Origin of the sequence: Agromyces sp. Root81, from assembly GCF_001429165.1 — a bacterium.
Lineage (GTDB): Bacteria > Actinomycetota > Actinomycetes > Actinomycetales > Microbacteriaceae > Agromyces.
Window position 1 is genome coordinate 420,222 of the sequence record NZ_LMIR01000001.1, and the last position, 16,479, is coordinate 436,700.

Below are 16,479 nucleotides of genomic sequence, written 5' to 3' on the forward strand. Positions count from 1 at the left end.
ATCCGGGGGAGTCGTGTCGCTCTCGTCGGGTAAGGCGAACCTAAGTTGCGCTGTGCGAAGGCCGCGAATCCGCCGTGAATCCCGCAGATAGGATCGACGCATGCCCGCAGGACAGAACTGGCCAGACGTTTTGAATTCCCTTCTCGAGGGGTCCGATCTGAGTGTTTCGGATGCCGCGTGGTGCATGGAACAGGTCATGACGGGCGCGATCAGCGAAGCCCAGCTGGCCGGATTCCTCATCGCCCTCCGCGTGAAGGGGGAGACCGTCGACGAGATCGTCGGCTTCCGCGACGCGATCCTCGACCACGCGGTGGCGTTGCCGGTCGACCCCATGGCGCTCGACATCGTCGGAACCGGCGGCGACCGTTTCGGCACGGTCAACGTGTCGACGATGGCATCGATCGTCGCAGCGGCATCCGGTGTTCCGGTGATCAAGCACGGCAACCGCGCCGCGAGTTCGTCATCGGGTTCGTCGGACGTGCTCGCCGCACTCGGCCTCGATCTCGACCTGCCGGCCGAGCGGGTCGCCGGTGTGCTCGGCGAGGCGGGCATCACGTTCGCCTACGCGGCCGCGTTCCATCCGGGCTTCCGTCATGCCGGTCGGGTCCGCGCCGAGCTCGGCGTTCCGACCGTCTTCAACTTCCTCGGTCCGCTCGTCAACCCCGCCCGTCCGGAGGCCTCGGCGGTCGGGGTGGCGCAGCTCGACCGGGTTCCGCTCATCGTCGGCGTCTTCCAGACCCGTGGGGCGACGGCGCTCGTCTTCCGCGGCGACGACGGACTCGACGAACTGACGACGACCGGACACAGTCACATGTGGGAGGTCTCGCTCGGCACTGTCAAGGAGCACGACCTCGACCCGCGTGATCTCGGCATCGCCCGCGCGACGATCGATCAGCTCGCGGGCGGCGACGCCCAGCACAACGCCGGCGTCGTGCGCGACGTCCTGGCCGGGGCCCGCGGTCCGGTTCGCGACATCGTGGTGCTGAACGCAGCCGCCGGACTCGTCGCGTTCGAACTGGCCAAGGACCCGAGTCAGTTCCAGCGCGCGATCCTCGAGCGGTTCACCGAGAAGATCGCCGTCGCCGAAGCGGCGATCGACAGCGGCGCAGCGGCGCGCAAGCTCGACGAGTGGATCACGGCCACGAAGTCCTGACCGGTCACGGAAAGCGGCGGCGGAACCGAACCCGGTCCCGCCGCCGCATCCGTCATCGCACGTCGTCGTCGACCCAGTCGAAGGTCTTCGTGACGGCCTTCTTCCAGAGCCGGATCTGACGTTCGCGCTCGGCGGGATCCATCGTCGGCTCCCAGCGCGAGTCCTCCTGCCAGTTGGCACGCAGCTCGTCGAGGCTCGACCAGAAACCGACCGCGAGACCGGCCGCGTACGCAGCGCCGAGCGCGGTCGTCTCCGCCACGACCGGTCGCACAACGGGCACGCCGAGGATGTCGGCCTGGAACTGCATGAGGGTGTTGTTGGCGATCATGCCGCCATCCACCTTGAGTTCGGTCAGATCGACCCCGGAGTCGGCGTTCACCGCGTCGAGGACCTCGCGCGTCTGGAACGCCGTCGCCTCGAGTGCAGCGCGGGCGATGTGACCCTTGTTCACGAACCTGGTCAGGCCGACGAGCGCGCCGCGGGCGTCGGAGCGCCAGTACGGCGCGAACAGGCCCGAGAACGCGGGCACGAAGTACGCACCGCCGTTGTCCTCGACCGTCTTCGCGAGCTCCTCCACTTCTGGAGCACTCGAGAACATGCCGAGGTTGTCGCGGAGCCACTGGATGAGCGAACCCGTGACCGCGATCGAACCCTCGAGCGCGTAATGGGGGGCGTCGTCGCCGAGCTTGTACCCGAGCGTGGTGAGCAGGCCGTTCTTCGAGTGGACGATCTCCTCGCCCGTGTTGAAGATCAGGAAGTTGCCCGTGCCGTACGTGTTCTTCGATTCGCCCGCGTCGAATGCGGCCTGGCCGAAGGTGGCGGCCTGCTGGTCGCCGAGGATGCCGGCGACCGGCACTTCGCGGAGGAGGCTCGACGGCTCGACCGTGCCGTAGACCTCGGAGGACGCCTTGATCTCGGGGAGCATCGACTTCGGCACGCCGAACGCGGCGAGGATGTCGTCGCGCCACTGGAGCGTCTCGAGGTCCATGAACATCGTGCGCGACGCGTTCGTGACATCGGTCGCGTGCACGCCGCCCTCATGGCCGCCCGTGAGGTTCCAGAGCACCCAGGTGTCGGTCGTGCCGAACAGCAGGTCGCCGGCCTCGGCACGCTCGCGCGCGCCGGGCACGTTCTCGAGGATCCAGACGATCTTCGTGCCCGAGAAGTAGGTCGCCAGCGGCAGTCCGACGATCGGCTTGAACCGCTCGACGCCGCCGTCGGCCGCGAGGCGGTCGACGATCGACTGGGTGCGCGTGTCCTGCCAGACGATCGCGTTGTACACCGGCTCACCGGTGTTCTTGTCCCACACCACCGAGGTCTCGCGCTGGTTGGTGATACCCACGGCGGCGATGTCGTGCCGGGTGAGGTCGGCCCTGCCGAGGGCCTGGCCGATCACCTCGCGCGTGTTGTGCCAGATCTCCATCGGGTCGTGCTCGACCCAGCCTGCCTTGGGGAGGATCTGCTCGTGCTCGAGCTGCCCGGTCGAGACGATGGACCCGGCCTTGTCGAAGATGATCGCGCGCGACGAGGTCGTGCCCTGGTCGATCGCGAGGATGTAGTCGGCCATTCGGTTTCTCTCTCAATCTGCTCAGCCGGCCGAGGCCGGCATACGTACCGGGGATGAGGGCGGGGCCGGCCCGTCGGGTCGGCCCCGCCCTCATCAGGTGATGATGGGAAGCAGCGGGATCGCCAGCCATCCGGCGAGCAGGCCGCCGATGACCGGGCCGACCACGGGCACCCACGAGTACGACCAGTCGCTGCCGCCCTTGCCGTGGATCGGCAGGATCGCATGAGCGATGCGCGGTCCGAGGTCACGGGCCGGGTTGATCGCGTAGCCCGTCGGGCCACCGAGCGAGACGCCGATACCGATCACGAGCAGCGCCACGGGCAGCGCGCCGAGCGCGGCGAGTCCGCCGTCGCCTTGCCTGCCGCCGCCGAAGCCGATCACGACGAACACCAGCACGAAGGTGCCGATGATCTCGGTCACGAGGTTCCAGGCGTAGTTGCGGATGCCGGGGCCCGTCGAGAAGACGCCGAGCTTCGAGGCCGGCTGGGGCTCCGCATCGAAGTGCTGCTTGTACGCGAGCCACACGATCACGGCGCCGATGATCGCTCCGATGAACTGGGCGCCGATGTAGGCGCTCACGGAGACGGGGTCGACCGGCACAGTGAGGCCGAGCCCTGCGTTGCCGAACTCGGTGGCGCCGTTTGCGACGAGACCCAGCGTGACTGCGGGGTTGATGTGCGCGCCCGATGCGTACGCGACGATGACACCGGCGAAGACCGCGAGGCCCCAGCCGATGGTCACCATGAGGAATCCGCCGTTGAAGCCCTTCGTCTTGGCGAGGGCCACGTTGGCCACGACACCACAGCCGAGGAGCACGAGCATCGCGGTACCGACGAGCTCGCTGAGGAACAACACTCCGAGATTGTCCACGTTGACCATCCATCCTTTTCGCTAGCCCGAGGGCTTCGCCCAGGGGCGGAACACTGCCCACGATACTCAGACCGGCATCGGCGGGGAATGGGGGCGGCGAGATTTCGCACAGCCCCTTACGGTTGAGAGCACGTCGGGCGTAGGTTGGCGGGGGAATGCTGCGTCGACGTCGATGCACGGCTGCACCGCGCCCGGCAGCTGAGGGGAAGGGATGTCGTGAAGAAAATCATCAACGATCCCAAGCGGGTCGTCGACGAGTCGGTCGCCGGGTTCGGTCTCGCCCATGCCGACATCGTGCGCATCGCGTTCGATCCGGTCCATGTCGTGCGCGCCGACGCGCCGGTCGCAGGCAAGGTCGGCATCGTGAGCGGCGGTGGCAGCGGGCACGAGCCGCTGCACGCCGGCTATGTCGGCTTCGGCATGCTCGATGCCGCCGTGCCCGGCGCGGTGTTCACCTCACCGACGCCCGACCCGATCCTCGCCGCGACGAAGGCGGTCGACGGCGGGGCCGGCGTGCTCCACATCGTGAAGAACTACACGGGCGACGTGCTCAACTTCGAGACGGCAGCGGATCTGGCGGCCGCCGATGGCATCGAGGTGCGTGCCGTCGTCACCAACGACGACGTCGCCGTCAAGGACTCGCTCTACACCGCGGGCCGCCGCGGCGTCGCGGGCACCGTCCTCGTCGAGAAGATCGCCGGTGCCGCGGCCGAGCGGGGTGACTCGCTCGACGAGGTCGTCGCGGTCGCGGAACGCGTGAACGCCAACGCCCGGTCGATGGGCCTCGCCTTGACGCCGTGCACCGTGCCGCACGCCGGCGAGCCGAGCTTCACCCTCGCCGAAGACGAGATCGAGATCGGCATCGGCATCCACGGCGAACCAGGTCGCGAGCGCGTCAAGCTCGAGCCGGCCGACCGGCTCGTGGACCGGCTGCTCGAGCCGATCCTCGAGGACCTGCCGTACGAGCGCGGCGAACGCACGCTGCTGTTCGTCAACGGCATGGGCGGCACCCCGCAGATCGAGCTGTACCTCGCGTATCGGCGAGCGGCGGAGGTGCTCGAGGAGCGCGGCATCGACATCGCTCGCTCGCTCGTGGGCAACTTCATCACGTCGCTCGAGATGCAGGGCATGTCGATCACGCTGCTGAAGCTCGACGACGAGATGGTCGAATTGTGGGATGCCCCGGTGCAGACGGCTGCACTGCGATGGGGCAGATAGACGGATCGAAGGGGGAATCTCGGTGGGATTGGACATCACCTGGGCGGTGGACTGGGTCAGACGGAGCGCGCAGGTCATTTCGGAGCATCGTGTCGCGCTGATCACGCTCGATCGCGAGATCGGCGACGGCGATCACGGCGAGAACATGGATCGGGGCTTTCAGGCGGTGCTGCCGAAGCTCGACGACCTCGCCGCCGGTTCGACGCCCGGTGATGTGCTGAAGCTCGTCGCGACGACGCTCATCTCGACGGTCGGCGGCGCGGCCGGGCCGTTGTACGGCACGGCGTACCTGAAGGCCGCTGCGGCCGCCGGAAGCGCCGTCTCGCTCGACGGCCCGGCGGTCGCCGCCATCCTGAGGGCGGCGCGCGATGGCGTCGTGGCCCGCGGCAAAGCGGAATCCGGCGACAAGACCATGATCGACGCGTGGACTCCCGCCGTCGAGGCAGCGGATGCCGCAGCGGCCGCCGGCACCGATTCGGCCGGGGTGCTCGACGCCGCCGCCGAGGCCGCCGAGGCCGGCGCACTGGCCACCGAACCGCTCGTCGCTCGCAAGGGTCGCGCCAGCTACCTCGGCGAGCGCTCGGCCGGACATCGCGACCCGGGTGCCGAATCGAGTGCGCTCCTCCTCAGAGCGGCCGCCGAATCAGCGGCGGCTTCCGCTGGGGCCTGACATGGGCACGCCAGGCAAGGTCGGCATCGTCTTCGTCTCGCACTCGGCGGGCATCGCCGACGGGCTCGTCCAGCTCGCGCGCCAGATGGCGCCGACGGCGACGTTGTTCGCCGCCGGTGGCACCGACGACGGCCGCATCGGCACGAGTTTCGATCTCGTGACCGCCGGCATCGCCGAGGCCGATTCCGGCTCGGGCGTGGTCGTGCTGTGCGACCTCGGGTCTGCCATCCTCACGGCGGAGACCGCCCTCGACTTCCTCGACGACGAGAGCCGCGACCGCGTGCGCATCGTCGACGCACCGCTCGTGGAGGGTGGCGTCGCAGCCGCGGTGGCCGCCGAATCGGGCGATGCGCTCGATCGCGTCGTCGCCGCGGCGGAGTCCGCGCGATGGGCCGCGGGCGACGGTGAACCGACCGGTGCAACAGTGGTCGGCGCGAATGCGGGAGGAACGACGGATACCGCGGCACCCCAGCCCGCGGCATCCGGCTACACCCGAAGCATCCGTCTCGTGAACTCCGACGGCCTGCACGCGCGACCGGCTGCCGAACTCGTGAAACTCGCGAGCACCTTTCCGCAGAAGGTCACCGTGAACGGCACCGACGCCAAGAGCCTGCTCGGCATCATGTCGCTGGGACTCACGAAGGGAGCCCAGGTCGACATCACGAGCAAGGACCTCAGCGGACGTGAAGCGGTCGACGCGTTGGCGGCACTCGCCGAATCGGGCTTCGGGGAGGCCTGACCGCAGAGCCGGTCAGTTGCCGCCGGCGACGCGGATGTCGGCACCCGAGGTGTAGGCGGCATCCGCCGAGAAGAGGTAGGCGACTGCGCCGGCGATCTCGTGCGGCTCGCCGGCCCGTCGCATCGGGATGTTCGGAGCCCGTTCCTCGGGCGCGTTCGGACGACCGGCCGCAGCATGGATCTCGGTGTGCGTGGTGCCGGGGGAGACCGTGTTCACCCGTACGCCGACCGGACCGAACTCCTTCGAGGTGCCGGTCGTGAGCGCATTGAGCGCCGCCTTGCTCATGGCGTAAGGGATGTACGTGTTCGGAGCGCCGCTCCGCGCCGCTCCGGAGGAGATGTTCACGATGCTGCCGCCGGCCCCGCCGCGATCGGTGGCCATGTGCGCGATCGCCGCGCGAGTGAGCACGATGGGCGCGAGCACGTTCACCCGGAACAACTCGTCGCTCTCCTCGATGCTCGCGTCGAGGAACCCGCTGATGCGGCCGGTGATGCCGGCGTTGTTGACGAGACCGGTCACGCGGCCGAACTCGGCGATCGCCGCCGGGATGACCGTGGCTGCGGCCTCGAGGTCGCCGAGATCGATCTGCAGGAGCAGCACTCGCGCACCGGATGCCGCGCATCGACGCGCCACCGCGTCGGCCTCGTCGCGGCGCTCACGGAACGTCAGCACGAGATCGTGACCGTCTGCGGCGAGGCGTTCGGCGATCGCAGCGCCGATTCCGCGGCTCGCACCGGTGATGATCGTGACCGGGCGTGTGGCTGGGACATCCGTCATGCCTTCACCCTATTCGCGCGTACCGGCACCTGCACGCGCCTGCCCTGGCCAGATGACACTGGCGCGCGCCCACATCGCGGGCGTACCATCGGGCGCATGGCACGCGACACAGCGAGCCGCGAAGACGGCAATGCGTTCACGCACTTCTTCGACCGGATCGACCGGGCGTTGCTGCCCGTGTTCGGTCCGCCGCCGCTGACGGCGGACGACGGGGTGCTCGAGCCGAACGATGGAAAGGCGTGTCCGATCTGCGGACACCCCATGTTCGAGCACGTCATCGATCACTCCTCCTCCAACACCGTGCTGGTCTGCCCGACCGACGAGCGGCTGCCGGAGCACGAGGTCGAGGGACCGTACAACGAGCTCGGAATGCCGGCCACCGGCCGGCGACTCGAGAAGTACGCCGAACGCCACGCCGTGAACTAGCGGGAACTCTCGGCCGCCGATCGTCGGTGACGAGCGTTTCGTGGCGCCTACGGGCGTCGGCGGAGCTTCATGACGACCGGACCGCGGTCGAGGTGATCGCGGTCGTCAGGTCGCTCATCCGCGTGATCACCACGTCCGCCTTGCCCAGCAGCGGAGCCGGCGTGAGACCCGCGTACCCGACGACGGTCATCCCAGCTGCCCGGGCGGCCTCGACTCCGGCCGGGCTGTCTTCGACGACGACGCAGGCTCCGGGCCGATACCCCATCGAAGCCGCGGCGTGGAGGAAGAGGTCGGGTGCCGGCTTGCCGCGCTCGACATCTTCCGCGCTGTAGATGCGGCCTCGGAAGTTGTCCCAGAGTCCGGTCAGGTTCAGCGAGTGCCTGATCGCGTCGTGACTTCCAGAAGACCCGACGCACGTCGCCGATCCGGCGGCCTGCAGCGCTGAGATCGCCTGATTGATTCCCGGAACAGGTGCGAGTTCGCGTTCGAACAGGGCCCGGTGCGCATTCCGCCGCAGCTCGAGCCAGCCGTCGGGAACCGCCCGGCCGATGTGCCGCTCCACGTTGGCGACGAAATCACCAGTGCTCCGGCCGAGATGCTCGTCGTAGATCTCTGGGACGGTGATCGGCCACCCCAGCTCGGCGATCATCTCGAGATCGACCCGTTGCAGCAGTCGCTCGCTGTCGACGAGTACGCCATCGCAGTCGAAGATGATCAGCTCGCCGGTCATGGTCGCGACGATAGCAGGGACAGCGGGGGAGCGGTGGTCGGCATCACCAGGGCCTGGTGTCCTTGCCGTCGAGCCAGAGCCGGCCGATGCTGGTCGGCGGTTCGGGCGTCGTCTCGGCGTTCTTGATGTCGATGGTGTCGCGGTGCTTGATGACCTGGGCGATGGCCATGGCGTGGCCGTGCCCGAGTGCGTACTCGGATTTCAGCCACGCGATGACCTCGCCGGTCTTGGTGCCGGCGCTGCCGAGTCCGCATTCATCGGCGAGTTCGATGAAGCGGCGCGGCGTGAGGCCCGTCGAGGTTTCGACGTTGTCGAGGTATGCCTGTCCTTTGGACATGTTCGTGCTCCTATTCGTGGTGCGTGCTCGGGCGGTGGACAGTCAGCTGGACGCCGCGTTCGAGCGTGCGCGACTCGACGAGTTCGAGGTCGACACGCGGCCCGGCGTAGGTGTCGAACAGGCGTCGGCCTTCGCCGAGAACGACCGGGTGAGTGAGGATGCGGAGCTCGTCGAGGAGGCCGCCCGCGATCAGGGATTCGACGAGACGGATGCTTCCAGCCACGGTGACCCGGCCTTCCCCGCTCTCCTTCAGCGCAGCGAGGTCGTCGAAGCCCACCACCTCGGAGTTGTGCCAGGTCGGAGAGCCGAGCGTGCTCGACACGACGATCTTCGGCATCGCGTTGAGCTGACGGGCGAGGGGCACGTCGTCGCCGCGATCGGGCCACGAGCCGGCGAACACCTCGTAGGTTCGGCGGCCCAGCAAGAGCGCGGATGCCTCGCCCTGCTCGCGTGTCACCTCGGCGAGCATCTCTTGGCCCACCCAGGGGAAGTGCCATGTCTCGGGGGCTTCGACGACGAGGTCGAGGCTCGCGAACAGTTCCGCGGTGATCGTCCTGGTCATGTCAGGCACTCACAGCGATCGAACGGATGACGGGAGCGACCGCGTCTGCCGGAAGCTGGTGGTCTCCACCGGGCACGATGACCAGCTCGCTTCCGGGTACGACCTCGGCGAATGCCTCAGCGCCGGATCGGATGGACGGGAACGTCGATTCGCCGACCAGGACCGTGATGGGAACGGGGATCGGCACGTAGCGTTCGAGCGCGGCGACATCGCCCGACATGGTGTCGCCCATGATGCGTGCGTCGTAGCGCAGGGTGCCGGCGAAGGGCTCCACTGCGGCGATGAACGGTGACGCCATCATCTGGTCGACCATCTCCGGCGGCAGTCCGACTGCCTCGAGCGAGAAGTACCGAAGGGCTCCGAGCCGATCGCCGGCGGCTGCGAACGCATCGAGCCGCGCGATGTAGTCCACCGGAATCGGCGGACGCGCGTCGTCGGCGATGAACGGCGGCTCGAAGGCGGCGACCGCTGCGACCGGCACACCGGCGAGCGCGGCCTCGAGCGCGAGGACGGCACCGGAGGACTCGCCGAGCAGGATCGCGTTTCCGCCGACGTGTTCGACGAGCGCGGCGATGTCCTCGATCTCGCGTTCGATGGCGTACGTCTCGGCATCACCGCTCTCGCCGCGACCGCGGCGATCGTAGGTGAGGACGCGGAGACCACCGGTCGCGGCCAGCGCCGCGGGACCGGAGGAGATGGCTCGGTAGGCAGTTGCACCGTGCACATAGATCACCACAGGGGCATCCGTCGTGCCGAGGTCGTCGAACCCGATCCGCGTGCCATCTGCGGAGTGGATGAACTGAGTCATGAGAACTTCCCTTCATATGAACGGTACCGTTCAGTACGGTACTGAGTGGTACAGTACTGGCAGGTACCGGAGGAGTCAAGTGATGATTACCAATCCACGTGTCGAGGCGACGCGGGCCCGAATCCTGAACGCCGCCCTGGATGCATTCGTCCTCGACGGGTACACGGGCGCGAGTACTGACGTGATCGCAGCAGCTGCGGCGGCATCGAAGCAGACCGTCTACAAGTACTTCGGCGACAAGGAGGGGCTCTTCCGAGCGCTGATCTCAGACGTCGTCGACCGGGTGCACGATTCCATCGTGCGCCTCGACATCGACGCCTACGAGGATGGGGAAGCGGTCGTGCGGGCGCTTGCCAGGCTGCTCACCGACTCGGTGCTCGACCGTCGTGTCCAACGATTCCGTCGCCTCGTGATCGCTGAGGCTGCTCGCTTCCCCGACATCGGCCGCGCGTACTACGAAGGAGCGTTCGAGCACACGCTCGGCCGCATGGCCGACCTGCTCGCCAGTGCGAGCGAGCGGGGCCTGCTGCACATCGACGAGCCGCGAATCGCTGCGAATCAGCTGGCCGGGCTGCTGCTCTGGATCCCCAGCAACCGGATCATGATGACCGGCCGGTTCGATGCCATCTCCGAAGCGGAGGTCGAGTCCGGGTTGGAGTCGGGCGTTCGCGTGTTCCTGGCGGCGTTCAGAGATTGACCTCACGCGGGGGAGCGGCTCACGATCCCGTAACGGAAGCTGTGAAAGCGCACACTGAGCTTCGACGGCTCGACAAGCTGGGGGCGTGACGTCCATCACCGAGGCGAGCAGGGTGTGGCAGCCGATCGCGGCGACCGCCGCAGTCATGATGGTCACGGTGTTCCTCATCTCGCTGATGCCGGAGATCTGCCCGGCGATCGATCCCGCACCAGCGAGCTGCCGCTCCGACGCGCGGGGATCGACCGCCGTGGGCGTCGGGCTCCTGGTCGCTGTCGTGGCCACCACCGGGGTCGTATCGACGTACGCCGTACCATTCCGTTGGCGATATCGGGCGATGACCACGGCGATGATCGCCGTCGTGCTGGCAGGCGTCATCGCGATGATCGCGACCCTGTTCGCGTCGGGCTTCATCGTCATCTGATCGCCGGGGGAGTGAGCGTACGTTGACGGAACGGTGGGACGTCACGGACTCAGCAGATCAAGGAGATCGAACTTGCTCGGGAGCAGCTCCGGCCGCGTTGGGGATGGGGCTGCCTCGTTGGAGTGTGAAACTGGTTCGATGACCGCCATCCTGCCCGAGCCGATCGACCTCGTCGGTTCCGCCGTGAAACTGACTCCGATGTCGGCTGCGGACATCCCCGGCCTCTACCGGGCCCTCGCCCGCAGGGAGGTTTTCGAGGGCGGATACGGTGGCGGCATCGCGGCACTGCCGACCGATCTCGTCGCCTTCCGGGCGTTCGTCGCCGCGTACTATCTCGACGGTGCTGCGCCGTCGCTGGCTTGGACCATCCGGAATCTGACCGGGACAGGGGAACCCAGGATCGTCGGGGCAACCTGGATGGGGGAGTTCGATCTCGGGAACGAGAGTGTGCACCTCGGAGCCACCGCATACAGTCCAGAGGAATGGGGAACGGTCGTGAACCCCGAAACCAAGCTGCTGACGCTCGGGCTCGCGTTCGGCCACGGCTTCAGTCGGGTGAAGATACAAGCGGATTCAGTGAACTCACGATCCCGCAGCGCGATAGAACGACTGGGCGCCGAGTTCGAGGGAGTCCTGCGGCGCGACCAGAAGAGAGCGGATGGCAGTTGGCGGGACACAGCCGTCTACTCCGTGCTGGCGGACGAGTGGCCCACTGTCAAGGCGGGTCTCGAGCAGCGGATCGCCGCGATAGCCAGCCGCGCCACGGGTGGCGAGCCACGTCGCGAAGAAAGGTCGACGATCGAGGGAATTTCTCCGCATCGCTCGATACCTGCCCGAGAGCGCCCCTCACTTCGGCATACTCGTCTCACCTGACCGAAGACGAGAACGGGGTACGACGCAACGCCCGCCAAGATCTCTCGCTCGGCACGATCACCCCCGAGCAGTACAACGCCCTCATCGAGTCGGTCTACACCGGCTATGCATCCCTGACGGCATTCCCCGAATCGCAACGCGGCCTTCGCGATGAGTTCGAGGCGATCGTGGCGTTCATCGAAGACAACCCCGACACCGCCACCGCCACCGCCACCGCCACCGGAGCCAGGTTCACCCCCACCGCCCCTGGGTACTACGAGGTACTCACCCCTGTGCGCGAAGCGTGCGCATCGAATCTCTCCGAACTCGCGATCTTCTCGACCACAGGCGGCTGAGCCGCACCGGTCATGCGAAGGCGAATATCGGCGGGAAGGCGAACACGAGGATCGCCGCCCAGCCGAGGTAGACCGGGAGGTATCCGGTCTGCCAGGACTCGACACGTCCGAACGGCACGCGCCGGCGCACGAAGCCGATCTGCAGCCACGTGGCCCATGCGAGGTTTGCGAGGAGGATGAGGTTGAGTCCGAGCGAGGCCGTCTTGTTCGCGCTGAACCCGAACTCGCCGGTCCGGGCGATCATCGCGACGAGCACGATGATGTCGACGACGAGCGCGGCAGCGAGCATGAGCACCTGCAGTCGATCGAACCAGCCGGGAGGAGCTGCGGGGTCGCGAGCCGAGATCGAGTACACGAGGAGCGCGACGACCACGACGAGTACGAGGTCGAAGGCGATGAGCAGGTCGCGGCTGCCGTCGACGAGGTTCCATTGCATGACGGATGCCACGATGAGCGCGAGCATCATGAGTGTGAAGAGCGGGGTGAACACCTTCGTGAGCACCGGGGCGATGTTCTCGATGACGTGCTGCTTCGCGCCAACGAGCCAGGCGGAGACGAGGACCGCGCCCGCTGCACCGCACGGCAGCACCCACTCGCCGATGAACGGCGTGACGTCGACCTGGATCGAAGCGAACACGGCGATGGTGAGCCCGCTCAGGGCACCGCCAACGATCGCGATGAGCACGTAATAGACGAGCCACTCGCCACTGAAGCGCAGGAAGTCCATCCGGGTGCGATCGCTCCGCCAGACGCCACCGGCGTCGACGATGCCCGTGACGAGCCAGAGTCCGACGATCGAGCCGATGGTCGCGAGCACGGCGGTCGCGGAGTTCTGCGTTGCGACCGTGACGGTCGAAGATCCTCCGTCGAACGGGTAGAAGTTCAGTGCGAGCGCCGCGACTGCGAAGGCCGCGGCGACGCCGAGAAGCGTGCCGACGGGCGGTCGCCGCCGCCAGGCGAACCACGCGGCCAGGAACGGGAGTACGAGGACGGCGATGTTCCGGAAGACGAGTTCGGGATCGTCGGTGAGCAGCTCGGTCGCCTTCACCGCGATCCCGGCGCCGACGCCGAGCAGGAGGGCGACCACGAGCCCGTTGGCGCGGCGCACGAACGGCATCGTGCCGTTCGCGGCATCCGCGCCCTCGATGTCCGACGAGTCATGGAGAACGAGCTGCTTCCAGAGCCGGCCCGAATGCTCCGCGGCATACTCGCGCGAGAGCTCATCCATGCTGCCGAGTCGCTTGACGGCAATGAGGAACGCCTCGTCATCGGTGAGCCCCGCTGTCGTGAGGGCCTCGACACGATCGCGGAGGTGCGATTCGAGTTCGTCGACGTCGCAGAGGCTCAGGGCGTCGCGCCGCTCGATCCAGGCGCGCCATGAAGCGATGAGCTCGTCGAGCGCGGGGGACTGTTCGGTCGTCATCGTTCAGTCCAGTCCGAGTGCGAGCCGCGGCCGCCGGTTGTCGGGAGCGTCGGGCCAGATCTGGTCGAGCACCCCACCGATCGTCGACCACTGCCGGCGATGCTCGGCGAGCGTCGACGCGCCCTGCTCGCTCAGGCGATAGTGCTTGCGCGGCCGACCGCCGGGGGACTGGCGCCATTCGGAGTCGACGTGGCCGAGTCGCTCGAGCCGGTGCAGCAGGGGATAGAGCATGCCGTCGCTCCACTCGAGCTCACCGCCTGAAAGCTCGGTGATCCGCTGCAGGATCGCATAGCCGTACGACTCGCCCTCGGCCAGGATGCCGAGGACCACCGGGGTGGCCGCCGCAGCCACCAGGTCCTTGCCGATGCGCATGCGAGCTCCAACGCTACTTCAGCGATACCTAGAGCATCTAGATACCTAGAGCTGCAAGGTATCATTGGAGGGTGCTCCGCGCCACTGTGTGCGTCGTTATCCGTCGCACATGCCGACCCCGAGCCACATCGTGGTGAACGGATTCCGCACAGACTTCACAAAGCTCGCTCCGGGCTTGCGTCATTCGGGACGCGCTCACCGGTCCTCGTCGCGGTCGGGTCGCACGCGGAGCTCGACCGTCGGGCCGGCACCGGGTGTGCGTTGGTGGGGGACCGGGTCACGGGCACATGGTCGACTAACATTCGGGGATGACGAATCCGGCTCCTATCGACGACGTCCCAATCGGTGGTGAGGTCATTCGCCTCGGGCAGTTCCTGAAGTTCGCTGGGCTCTTCGACTCCGGAGGAAACGTGAAGGAGGCCATCATCGACGGCAATGTGGCCGTGAACGGAGAGGTCGATCGCCGACGCGGACGACAGCTGCAGCTCGGAGACATCGTCAGCTTCGATGGACGCAGGGTTCGCGTTTGCCCGTGAAGCTACTGATGCGGCGGAGCTAGGGACCACCACGCGCAGAGTCGGTGATTCGCCGTCGAACATGCGCGATGAGGGGTGACATGCGGGGGAGTTCCGGTTGGAGTTGCCGCGTCTAGCACTTCGTCTCGTACCTGGTCATGACGACCCCGCCGGGAAACGTCCGCGTCTCCATCAGATTGTTCCAGCCACGCTGCGACCCGCACACCGCGGGTCTCACAGGCTGCGGACTGCGGACTCGAGATAATGAAGCATGTCTTCCTCCGTCGAACGCCGCTCCAATCCGGCGGCCTGGGCCGCGTTCTGGTTCGCGCTGGCCGGCCTCGTACTCATGCCCATCCCGCTGTTCATCGGGCTGATCCTCGGCGGTGTCCTCTCGATCATCGCCGCAATCCTCGCCGTGATCGCCCTCTTCAAGGGGCTCGCGCGCAGCGGCAAGGGCATCGCGCCCGTCGTGTTCGCCGCAATCTTCATCGCGCTCACCTGGGGCGGCATCTCGGTTGGGGGCGGCATCGTCTGGTAGGTCTGGCGGGTCTCGGCGGGCTCGACCTCCAGGTGAGCGCCGGTGGGGGAGCGGATATGGGGCGCATGACTTTCAAGCGCGGCGATGGATCACATCGCTTCAAACGAAGTCAGCACGTAATCGAGCGCCCACGGATCGTAGGCCTTGGAGAGCTCACAGGTCCACTCGTACGCCGCGTGCGAATCAACCTCCAGCGTCCCGTGGAACCGTCGGGTCGGCGCGTCATGATCGCCTCTCACCGTTGCGTGAAGAGGCTCGACGCGATCGGGTGATGCGACCGCAGCGGCGAGGTCGATGCACGGCAGAGAGCTGTCACGGTTGACGAGATCGTCCGATTCTTCGATGTCGATCGAGTCGCGCGACGGTTCCGAGCAGGTCGTCCCGCAGACGGAGACTTCCTGTCCAGGTCCGGTATCGACGAGTTCGGCACGCATGGTGCGGCTGTCGACGTCGACGCTCACTCGGCATGACCAATCGAGATACTCGTCATCGTCTTTGGCGAGGAGCGTGGTGCCGGAGATCTCCCAGACTCGGTCCGCCCGCTCGACCTGGATGTCGGTGACCACTTCGTACAAGGGGATTTCCGTGCTCGCTCCGTGCTCAGGGTCGGCGGAGAAATCGGCGCAAGCCTGAACCTTGCCCTGATCGCTTCCGCTGTACTCGACGAACGTGTCGCCACTGGCAGCCCAGTACGGAGCGCATCCGGCCATGAGCAATGCGACGGATGCCGCGAGCAATAGCTTTCCGTACCGCCGCCGATGCGATCGACCAATCCACGCCGGGTAGGCTCGCCACTTCGTCATGGAGTGATTCTGCCCGATGGTCGATCGGCTTGCGGGATCCTACTGGGCGGTGGGACGAGCTTTGCGGCGTGGGCGGCATTCAGTCACGAACGTTGTCGCCCCGGCGAATTCTTGACCGGCCAATCCTCTGAAGGAGTTCGCGCGCGGACGTCTCTAAGCTGAATTTCATTCCAGCAAGCCCGAATCCGTATGGCCAGGAGCTTGTCGCCCTATGGACCGCGTTTCTGGAGGGCGACGCGGACCACGCAATGACTGCCGAGTTCATCGATGTTCGCATTGCCGACTACGGACCTGAGGAGTTGGTCCACGACGGATTGCTTTTACTGAACGACGATTTGAATGCCGCTCGCGAAGGCGATCCCACCTCGAGGAAGAGGTTCGACGCTTGGCAGGCTGAGGCAGAGTTGTTTGATGATGATCCCGCGCTTTGGAATCGCAACTGGGCCTTCAACTATTCGCTGAGGGTCCTGCCGAATCTCAAGCGGGCCACTCGTGTGGATTTCTTGAACGCGATGCGCGACAAACTGTCGGACGTGGACGTCGAAGAGATCACGAAGCAGTTTGACAGCGTCACACTCCATCGTCAGTGAATGCGGGTCGGGCTGCATCAGCGACGAGAGCCTCTCGCAGGTAGGCGGTCAG

Annotated in this window: 22 protein-coding genes; 12 read left to right on the plus strand and 10 right to left on the minus strand. The window is 67.0% G+C overall.

The genetic code is table 11. The features are described 5' to 3' along the window. Window positions 1–100 precede the first annotated feature (100 nt). Entirely contained in the window at window positions 101–1,153 is a 1,053-nt protein-coding gene (trpD, locus tag ASE14_RS02030) for an anthranilate phosphoribosyltransferase (protein ID WP_056650034.1), read from the plus strand. Window positions 1,154–1,205: 52 nt separating this feature from the next. On the opposite strand, the gene glpK is transcribed toward trpD, so the two are convergent. Together glpK and ASE14_RS02040 are read right to left on the minus strand one after the other, a co-directional pair. Further along, window positions 1,206–2,720 carry a glycerol kinase GlpK gene (glpK, locus tag ASE14_RS02035; RefSeq protein WP_056650037.1) on the minus strand — a complete coding sequence of 505 codons (1,515 nt, stop codon included), beginning with the start codon at window positions 2,718–2,720 and terminating at the stop codon, window positions 1,206–1,208. A 93-nt stretch (window positions 2,721–2,813) separates the two neighbouring features. Further along, window positions 2,814–3,599 (minus strand): MIP/aquaporin family protein, encoded by a 786-nt coding sequence (locus ASE14_RS02040; protein WP_082599947.1) that lies wholly within the window; start codon window positions 3,597–3,599, stop codon window positions 2,814–2,816. A gap of 207 nt (window positions 3,600–3,806) precedes the next feature. On the opposite strand from ASE14_RS02040, the gene dhaK reads away from it, so the two are divergent. Genes dhaK through dhaM form a run of 3 tightly spaced genes read left to right on the plus strand, consistent with a single transcriptional unit; the run spans window position 3,807 to window position 6,217 of the window. After that, window positions 3,807–4,808, plus strand: coding sequence for a dihydroxyacetone kinase subunit DhaK (gene dhaK, locus ASE14_RS02045; protein ID WP_056650039.1), 1,002 nt, complete (start codon window positions 3,807–3,809; stop codon window positions 4,806–4,808). Window positions 4,809–4,830: 22 nt separating this feature from the next. After that, window positions 4,831–5,478, plus strand: a complete 648-nt coding sequence (dhaL, locus tag ASE14_RS02050; RefSeq protein WP_056650041.1) for a dihydroxyacetone kinase subunit DhaL — start codon at window positions 4,831–4,833, stop codon at window positions 5,476–5,478. A 1-nt stretch (window position 5,479) separates the two neighbouring features. Beyond that, window positions 5,480–6,217: a dihydroxyacetone kinase phosphoryl donor subunit DhaM gene (gene dhaM, locus ASE14_RS02055; RefSeq protein WP_056650044.1), complete on the plus strand. Its 738-nt coding sequence runs from the start codon at window positions 5,480–5,482 to the stop codon at window positions 6,215–6,217. Between the two features lie 12 nt (window positions 6,218–6,229). Here dhaM and ASE14_RS02060 read toward each other — a convergent pair whose 3' ends face one another. After that, entirely contained in the window at window positions 6,230–6,994 is a 765-nt protein-coding gene (locus tag ASE14_RS02060; protein WP_056650046.1) for an SDR family NAD(P)-dependent oxidoreductase, read from the minus strand. A gap of 96 nt (window positions 6,995–7,090) precedes the next feature. On the opposite strand from ASE14_RS02060, the gene ASE14_RS02065 reads away from it, so the two are divergent. Continuing rightward, entirely contained in the window at window positions 7,091–7,420 is a 330-nt protein-coding gene (locus ASE14_RS02065) for a hypothetical protein (protein WP_056650049.1), read from the plus strand. A 67-nt stretch (window positions 7,421–7,487) separates the two neighbouring features. Here ASE14_RS02065 and ASE14_RS02070 read toward each other — a convergent pair whose 3' ends face one another. Genes ASE14_RS02070 through ASE14_RS02085 form a run of 4 tightly spaced genes read right to left on the minus strand, consistent with a single transcriptional unit; the run spans window position 7,488 to window position 9,857 of the window. Further along, the gene (locus tag ASE14_RS02070; protein ID WP_056650051.1) at window positions 7,488–8,150 is read right to left on the minus strand and encodes an HAD family phosphatase; all 663 of its coding nucleotides are present in this window, start codon (window positions 8,148–8,150) and stop codon (window positions 7,488–7,490) included. A gap of 43 nt (window positions 8,151–8,193) precedes the next feature. Beyond that, window positions 8,194–8,487 (minus strand): DUF4287 domain-containing protein, encoded by a 294-nt coding sequence (locus tag ASE14_RS02075; RefSeq protein WP_056650054.1) that lies wholly within the window; start codon window positions 8,485–8,487, stop codon window positions 8,194–8,196. A gap of 10 nt (window positions 8,488–8,497) precedes the next feature. Beyond that, window positions 8,498–9,049 carry a dihydrofolate reductase family protein gene (locus tag ASE14_RS02080; RefSeq protein WP_056650057.1) on the minus strand — a complete coding sequence of 184 codons (552 nt, stop codon included), beginning with the start codon at window positions 9,047–9,049 and terminating at the stop codon, window positions 8,498–8,500. Window position 9,050: 1 nt separating this feature from the next. Further along, window positions 9,051–9,857, minus strand: coding sequence for an alpha/beta fold hydrolase (locus ASE14_RS02085; protein WP_056650061.1), 807 nt, complete (start codon window positions 9,855–9,857; stop codon window positions 9,051–9,053). An 82-nt stretch (window positions 9,858–9,939) separates the two neighbouring features. Between ASE14_RS02085 and ASE14_RS02090 the strand changes: the two genes are divergently transcribed. The 4 genes from ASE14_RS02090 to ASE14_RS20285 all read left to right on the plus strand — a co-directional run bounded on the left by ASE14_RS02090 (window position 9,940) and on the right by ASE14_RS20285 (window position 12,183). Next, on the plus strand, window positions 9,940–10,554 hold the full coding sequence (locus ASE14_RS02090; RefSeq protein WP_056650064.1) for a TetR/AcrR family transcriptional regulator: 615 nt from the start codon (window positions 9,940–9,942) through the stop codon (window positions 10,552–10,554). 85 nt (window positions 10,555–10,639) lie between these two features. After that, window positions 10,640–10,975 carry a hypothetical protein gene (locus tag ASE14_RS02095; RefSeq protein WP_056650068.1) on the plus strand — a complete coding sequence of 112 codons (336 nt, stop codon included), beginning with the start codon at window positions 10,640–10,642 and terminating at the stop codon, window positions 10,973–10,975. 138 nt (window positions 10,976–11,113) lie between these two features. Further along, window positions 11,114–11,848: a GNAT family N-acetyltransferase gene (locus ASE14_RS02100; protein WP_082599950.1), complete on the plus strand. Its 735-nt coding sequence runs from the start codon at window positions 11,114–11,116 to the stop codon at window positions 11,846–11,848. 167 nt (window positions 11,849–12,015) lie between these two features. Then, complete coding sequence (locus ASE14_RS20285; protein WP_157372721.1) at window positions 12,016–12,183, plus strand: hypothetical protein; 168 nt, start codon at window positions 12,016–12,018, stop codon at window positions 12,181–12,183. 10 nt (window positions 12,184–12,193) lie between these two features. Here the strand turns inward: ASE14_RS20285 and ASE14_RS02105 are convergent, their stop codons facing one another. Both ASE14_RS02105 and ASE14_RS02110 read right to left on the minus strand, forming a co-directional pair. After that, window positions 12,194–13,606 (minus strand): permease prefix domain 1-containing protein, encoded by a 1,413-nt coding sequence (locus ASE14_RS02105; RefSeq protein WP_056650070.1) that lies wholly within the window; start codon window positions 13,604–13,606, stop codon window positions 12,194–12,196. 3 nt (window positions 13,607–13,609) lie between these two features. After that, window positions 13,610–13,978, minus strand: coding sequence for a PadR family transcriptional regulator (locus tag ASE14_RS02110; protein WP_056650071.1), 369 nt, complete (start codon window positions 13,976–13,978; stop codon window positions 13,610–13,612). A 308-nt stretch (window positions 13,979–14,286) separates the two neighbouring features. Here ASE14_RS02110 and ASE14_RS02115 point away from each other — a divergent pair, with 308 nt between their 5' ends. Beyond that, a complete protein-coding gene (locus tag ASE14_RS02115) occupies window positions 14,287–14,514 on the plus strand; it encodes an RNA-binding S4 domain-containing protein (protein WP_056650074.1) in 228 nt (75 codons plus the stop codon). A gap of 250 nt (window positions 14,515–14,764) precedes the next feature. Then, the gene (locus tag ASE14_RS02120; protein WP_056650076.1) at window positions 14,765–15,034 is read left to right on the plus strand and encodes a hypothetical protein; all 270 of its coding nucleotides are present in this window, start codon (window positions 14,765–14,767) and stop codon (window positions 15,032–15,034) included. Between the two features lie 89 nt (window positions 15,035–15,123). On the opposite strand, the gene ASE14_RS02125 is transcribed toward ASE14_RS02120, so the two are convergent. Further along, the gene (locus ASE14_RS02125) at window positions 15,124–15,837 is read right to left on the minus strand and encodes a hypothetical protein (protein ID WP_157372722.1); all 714 of its coding nucleotides are present in this window, start codon (window positions 15,835–15,837) and stop codon (window positions 15,124–15,126) included. Window positions 15,838–16,085: 248 nt separating this feature from the next. Between ASE14_RS02125 and ASE14_RS02130 the strand changes: the two genes are divergently transcribed. Beyond that, window positions 16,086–16,427, plus strand: a complete 342-nt coding sequence (locus ASE14_RS02130) for a hypothetical protein (protein ID WP_056650082.1) — start codon at window positions 16,086–16,088, stop codon at window positions 16,425–16,427. Window positions 16,428–16,479: the final 52 nt, after the last annotated feature.

Coding starts and splice junctions, on each gene's coding strand:
- ASE14_RS02040 (WP_082599947.1), bottom strand. CDS start 3,599: ATGGTCAACGTGGACAATCTCGGAGTGTTGTTCCTCAGCGAGCTCGTC.
- ASE14_RS02060 (WP_056650046.1), bottom strand. CDS start 6,994: ATGACGGATGTCCCAGCCACACGCCCGGTCACGATCATCACCGGTGCG.
- ASE14_RS02105 (WP_056650070.1), bottom strand. CDS start 13,606: ATGACGACCGAACAGTCCCCCGCGCTCGACGAGCTCATCGCTTCATGG.
- dhaM (WP_056650044.1), top strand. CDS start 5,480: ATGGGCACGCCAGGCAAGGTCGGCATCGTCTTCGTCTCGCACTCGGCG.
- ASE14_RS02075 (WP_056650054.1), bottom strand. CDS start 8,487: ATGTCCAAAGGACAGGCATACCTCGACAACGTCGAAACCTCGACGGGC.
- ASE14_RS02070 (WP_056650051.1), bottom strand. CDS start 8,150: ATGACCGGCGAGCTGATCATCTTCGACTGCGATGGCGTACTCGTCGAC.
- ASE14_RS02120 (WP_056650076.1), top strand. CDS start 14,765: ATGTCTTCCTCCGTCGAACGCCGCTCCAATCCGGCGGCCTGGGCCGCG.
- ASE14_RS02100 (WP_082599950.1), top strand. CDS start 11,114: ATGACCGCCATCCTGCCCGAGCCGATCGACCTCGTCGGTTCCGCCGTG.
- ASE14_RS02085 (WP_056650061.1), bottom strand. CDS start 9,857: ATGACTCAGTTCATCCACTCCGCAGATGGCACGCGGATCGGGTTCGAC.
- ASE14_RS02065 (WP_056650049.1), top strand. CDS start 7,091: ATGGCACGCGACACAGCGAGCCGCGAAGACGGCAATGCGTTCACGCAC.
- ASE14_RS02110 (WP_056650071.1), bottom strand. CDS start 13,978: ATGCGCATCGGCAAGGACCTGGTGGCTGCGGCGGCCACCCCGGTGGTC.
- ASE14_RS02090 (WP_056650064.1), top strand. CDS start 9,940: ATGATTACCAATCCACGTGTCGAGGCGACGCGGGCCCGAATCCTGAAC.
- ASE14_RS02125 (WP_157372722.1), bottom strand. CDS start 15,837: ATGACGAAGTGGCGAGCCTACCCGGCGTGGATTGGTCGATCGCATCGG.
- trpD (WP_056650034.1), top strand. CDS start 101: ATGCCCGCAGGACAGAACTGGCCAGACGTTTTGAATTCCCTTCTCGAG.
- ASE14_RS02130 (WP_056650082.1), top strand. CDS start 16,086: ATGACTGCCGAGTTCATCGATGTTCGCATTGCCGACTACGGACCTGAG.
- glpK (WP_056650037.1), bottom strand. CDS start 2,720: ATGGCCGACTACATCCTCGCGATCGACCAGGGCACGACCTCGTCGCGC.
- ASE14_RS02080 (WP_056650057.1), bottom strand. CDS start 9,049: ATGACCAGGACGATCACCGCGGAACTGTTCGCGAGCCTCGACCTCGTC.
- ASE14_RS02115 (WP_056650074.1), top strand. CDS start 14,287: ATGACGAATCCGGCTCCTATCGACGACGTCCCAATCGGTGGTGAGGTC.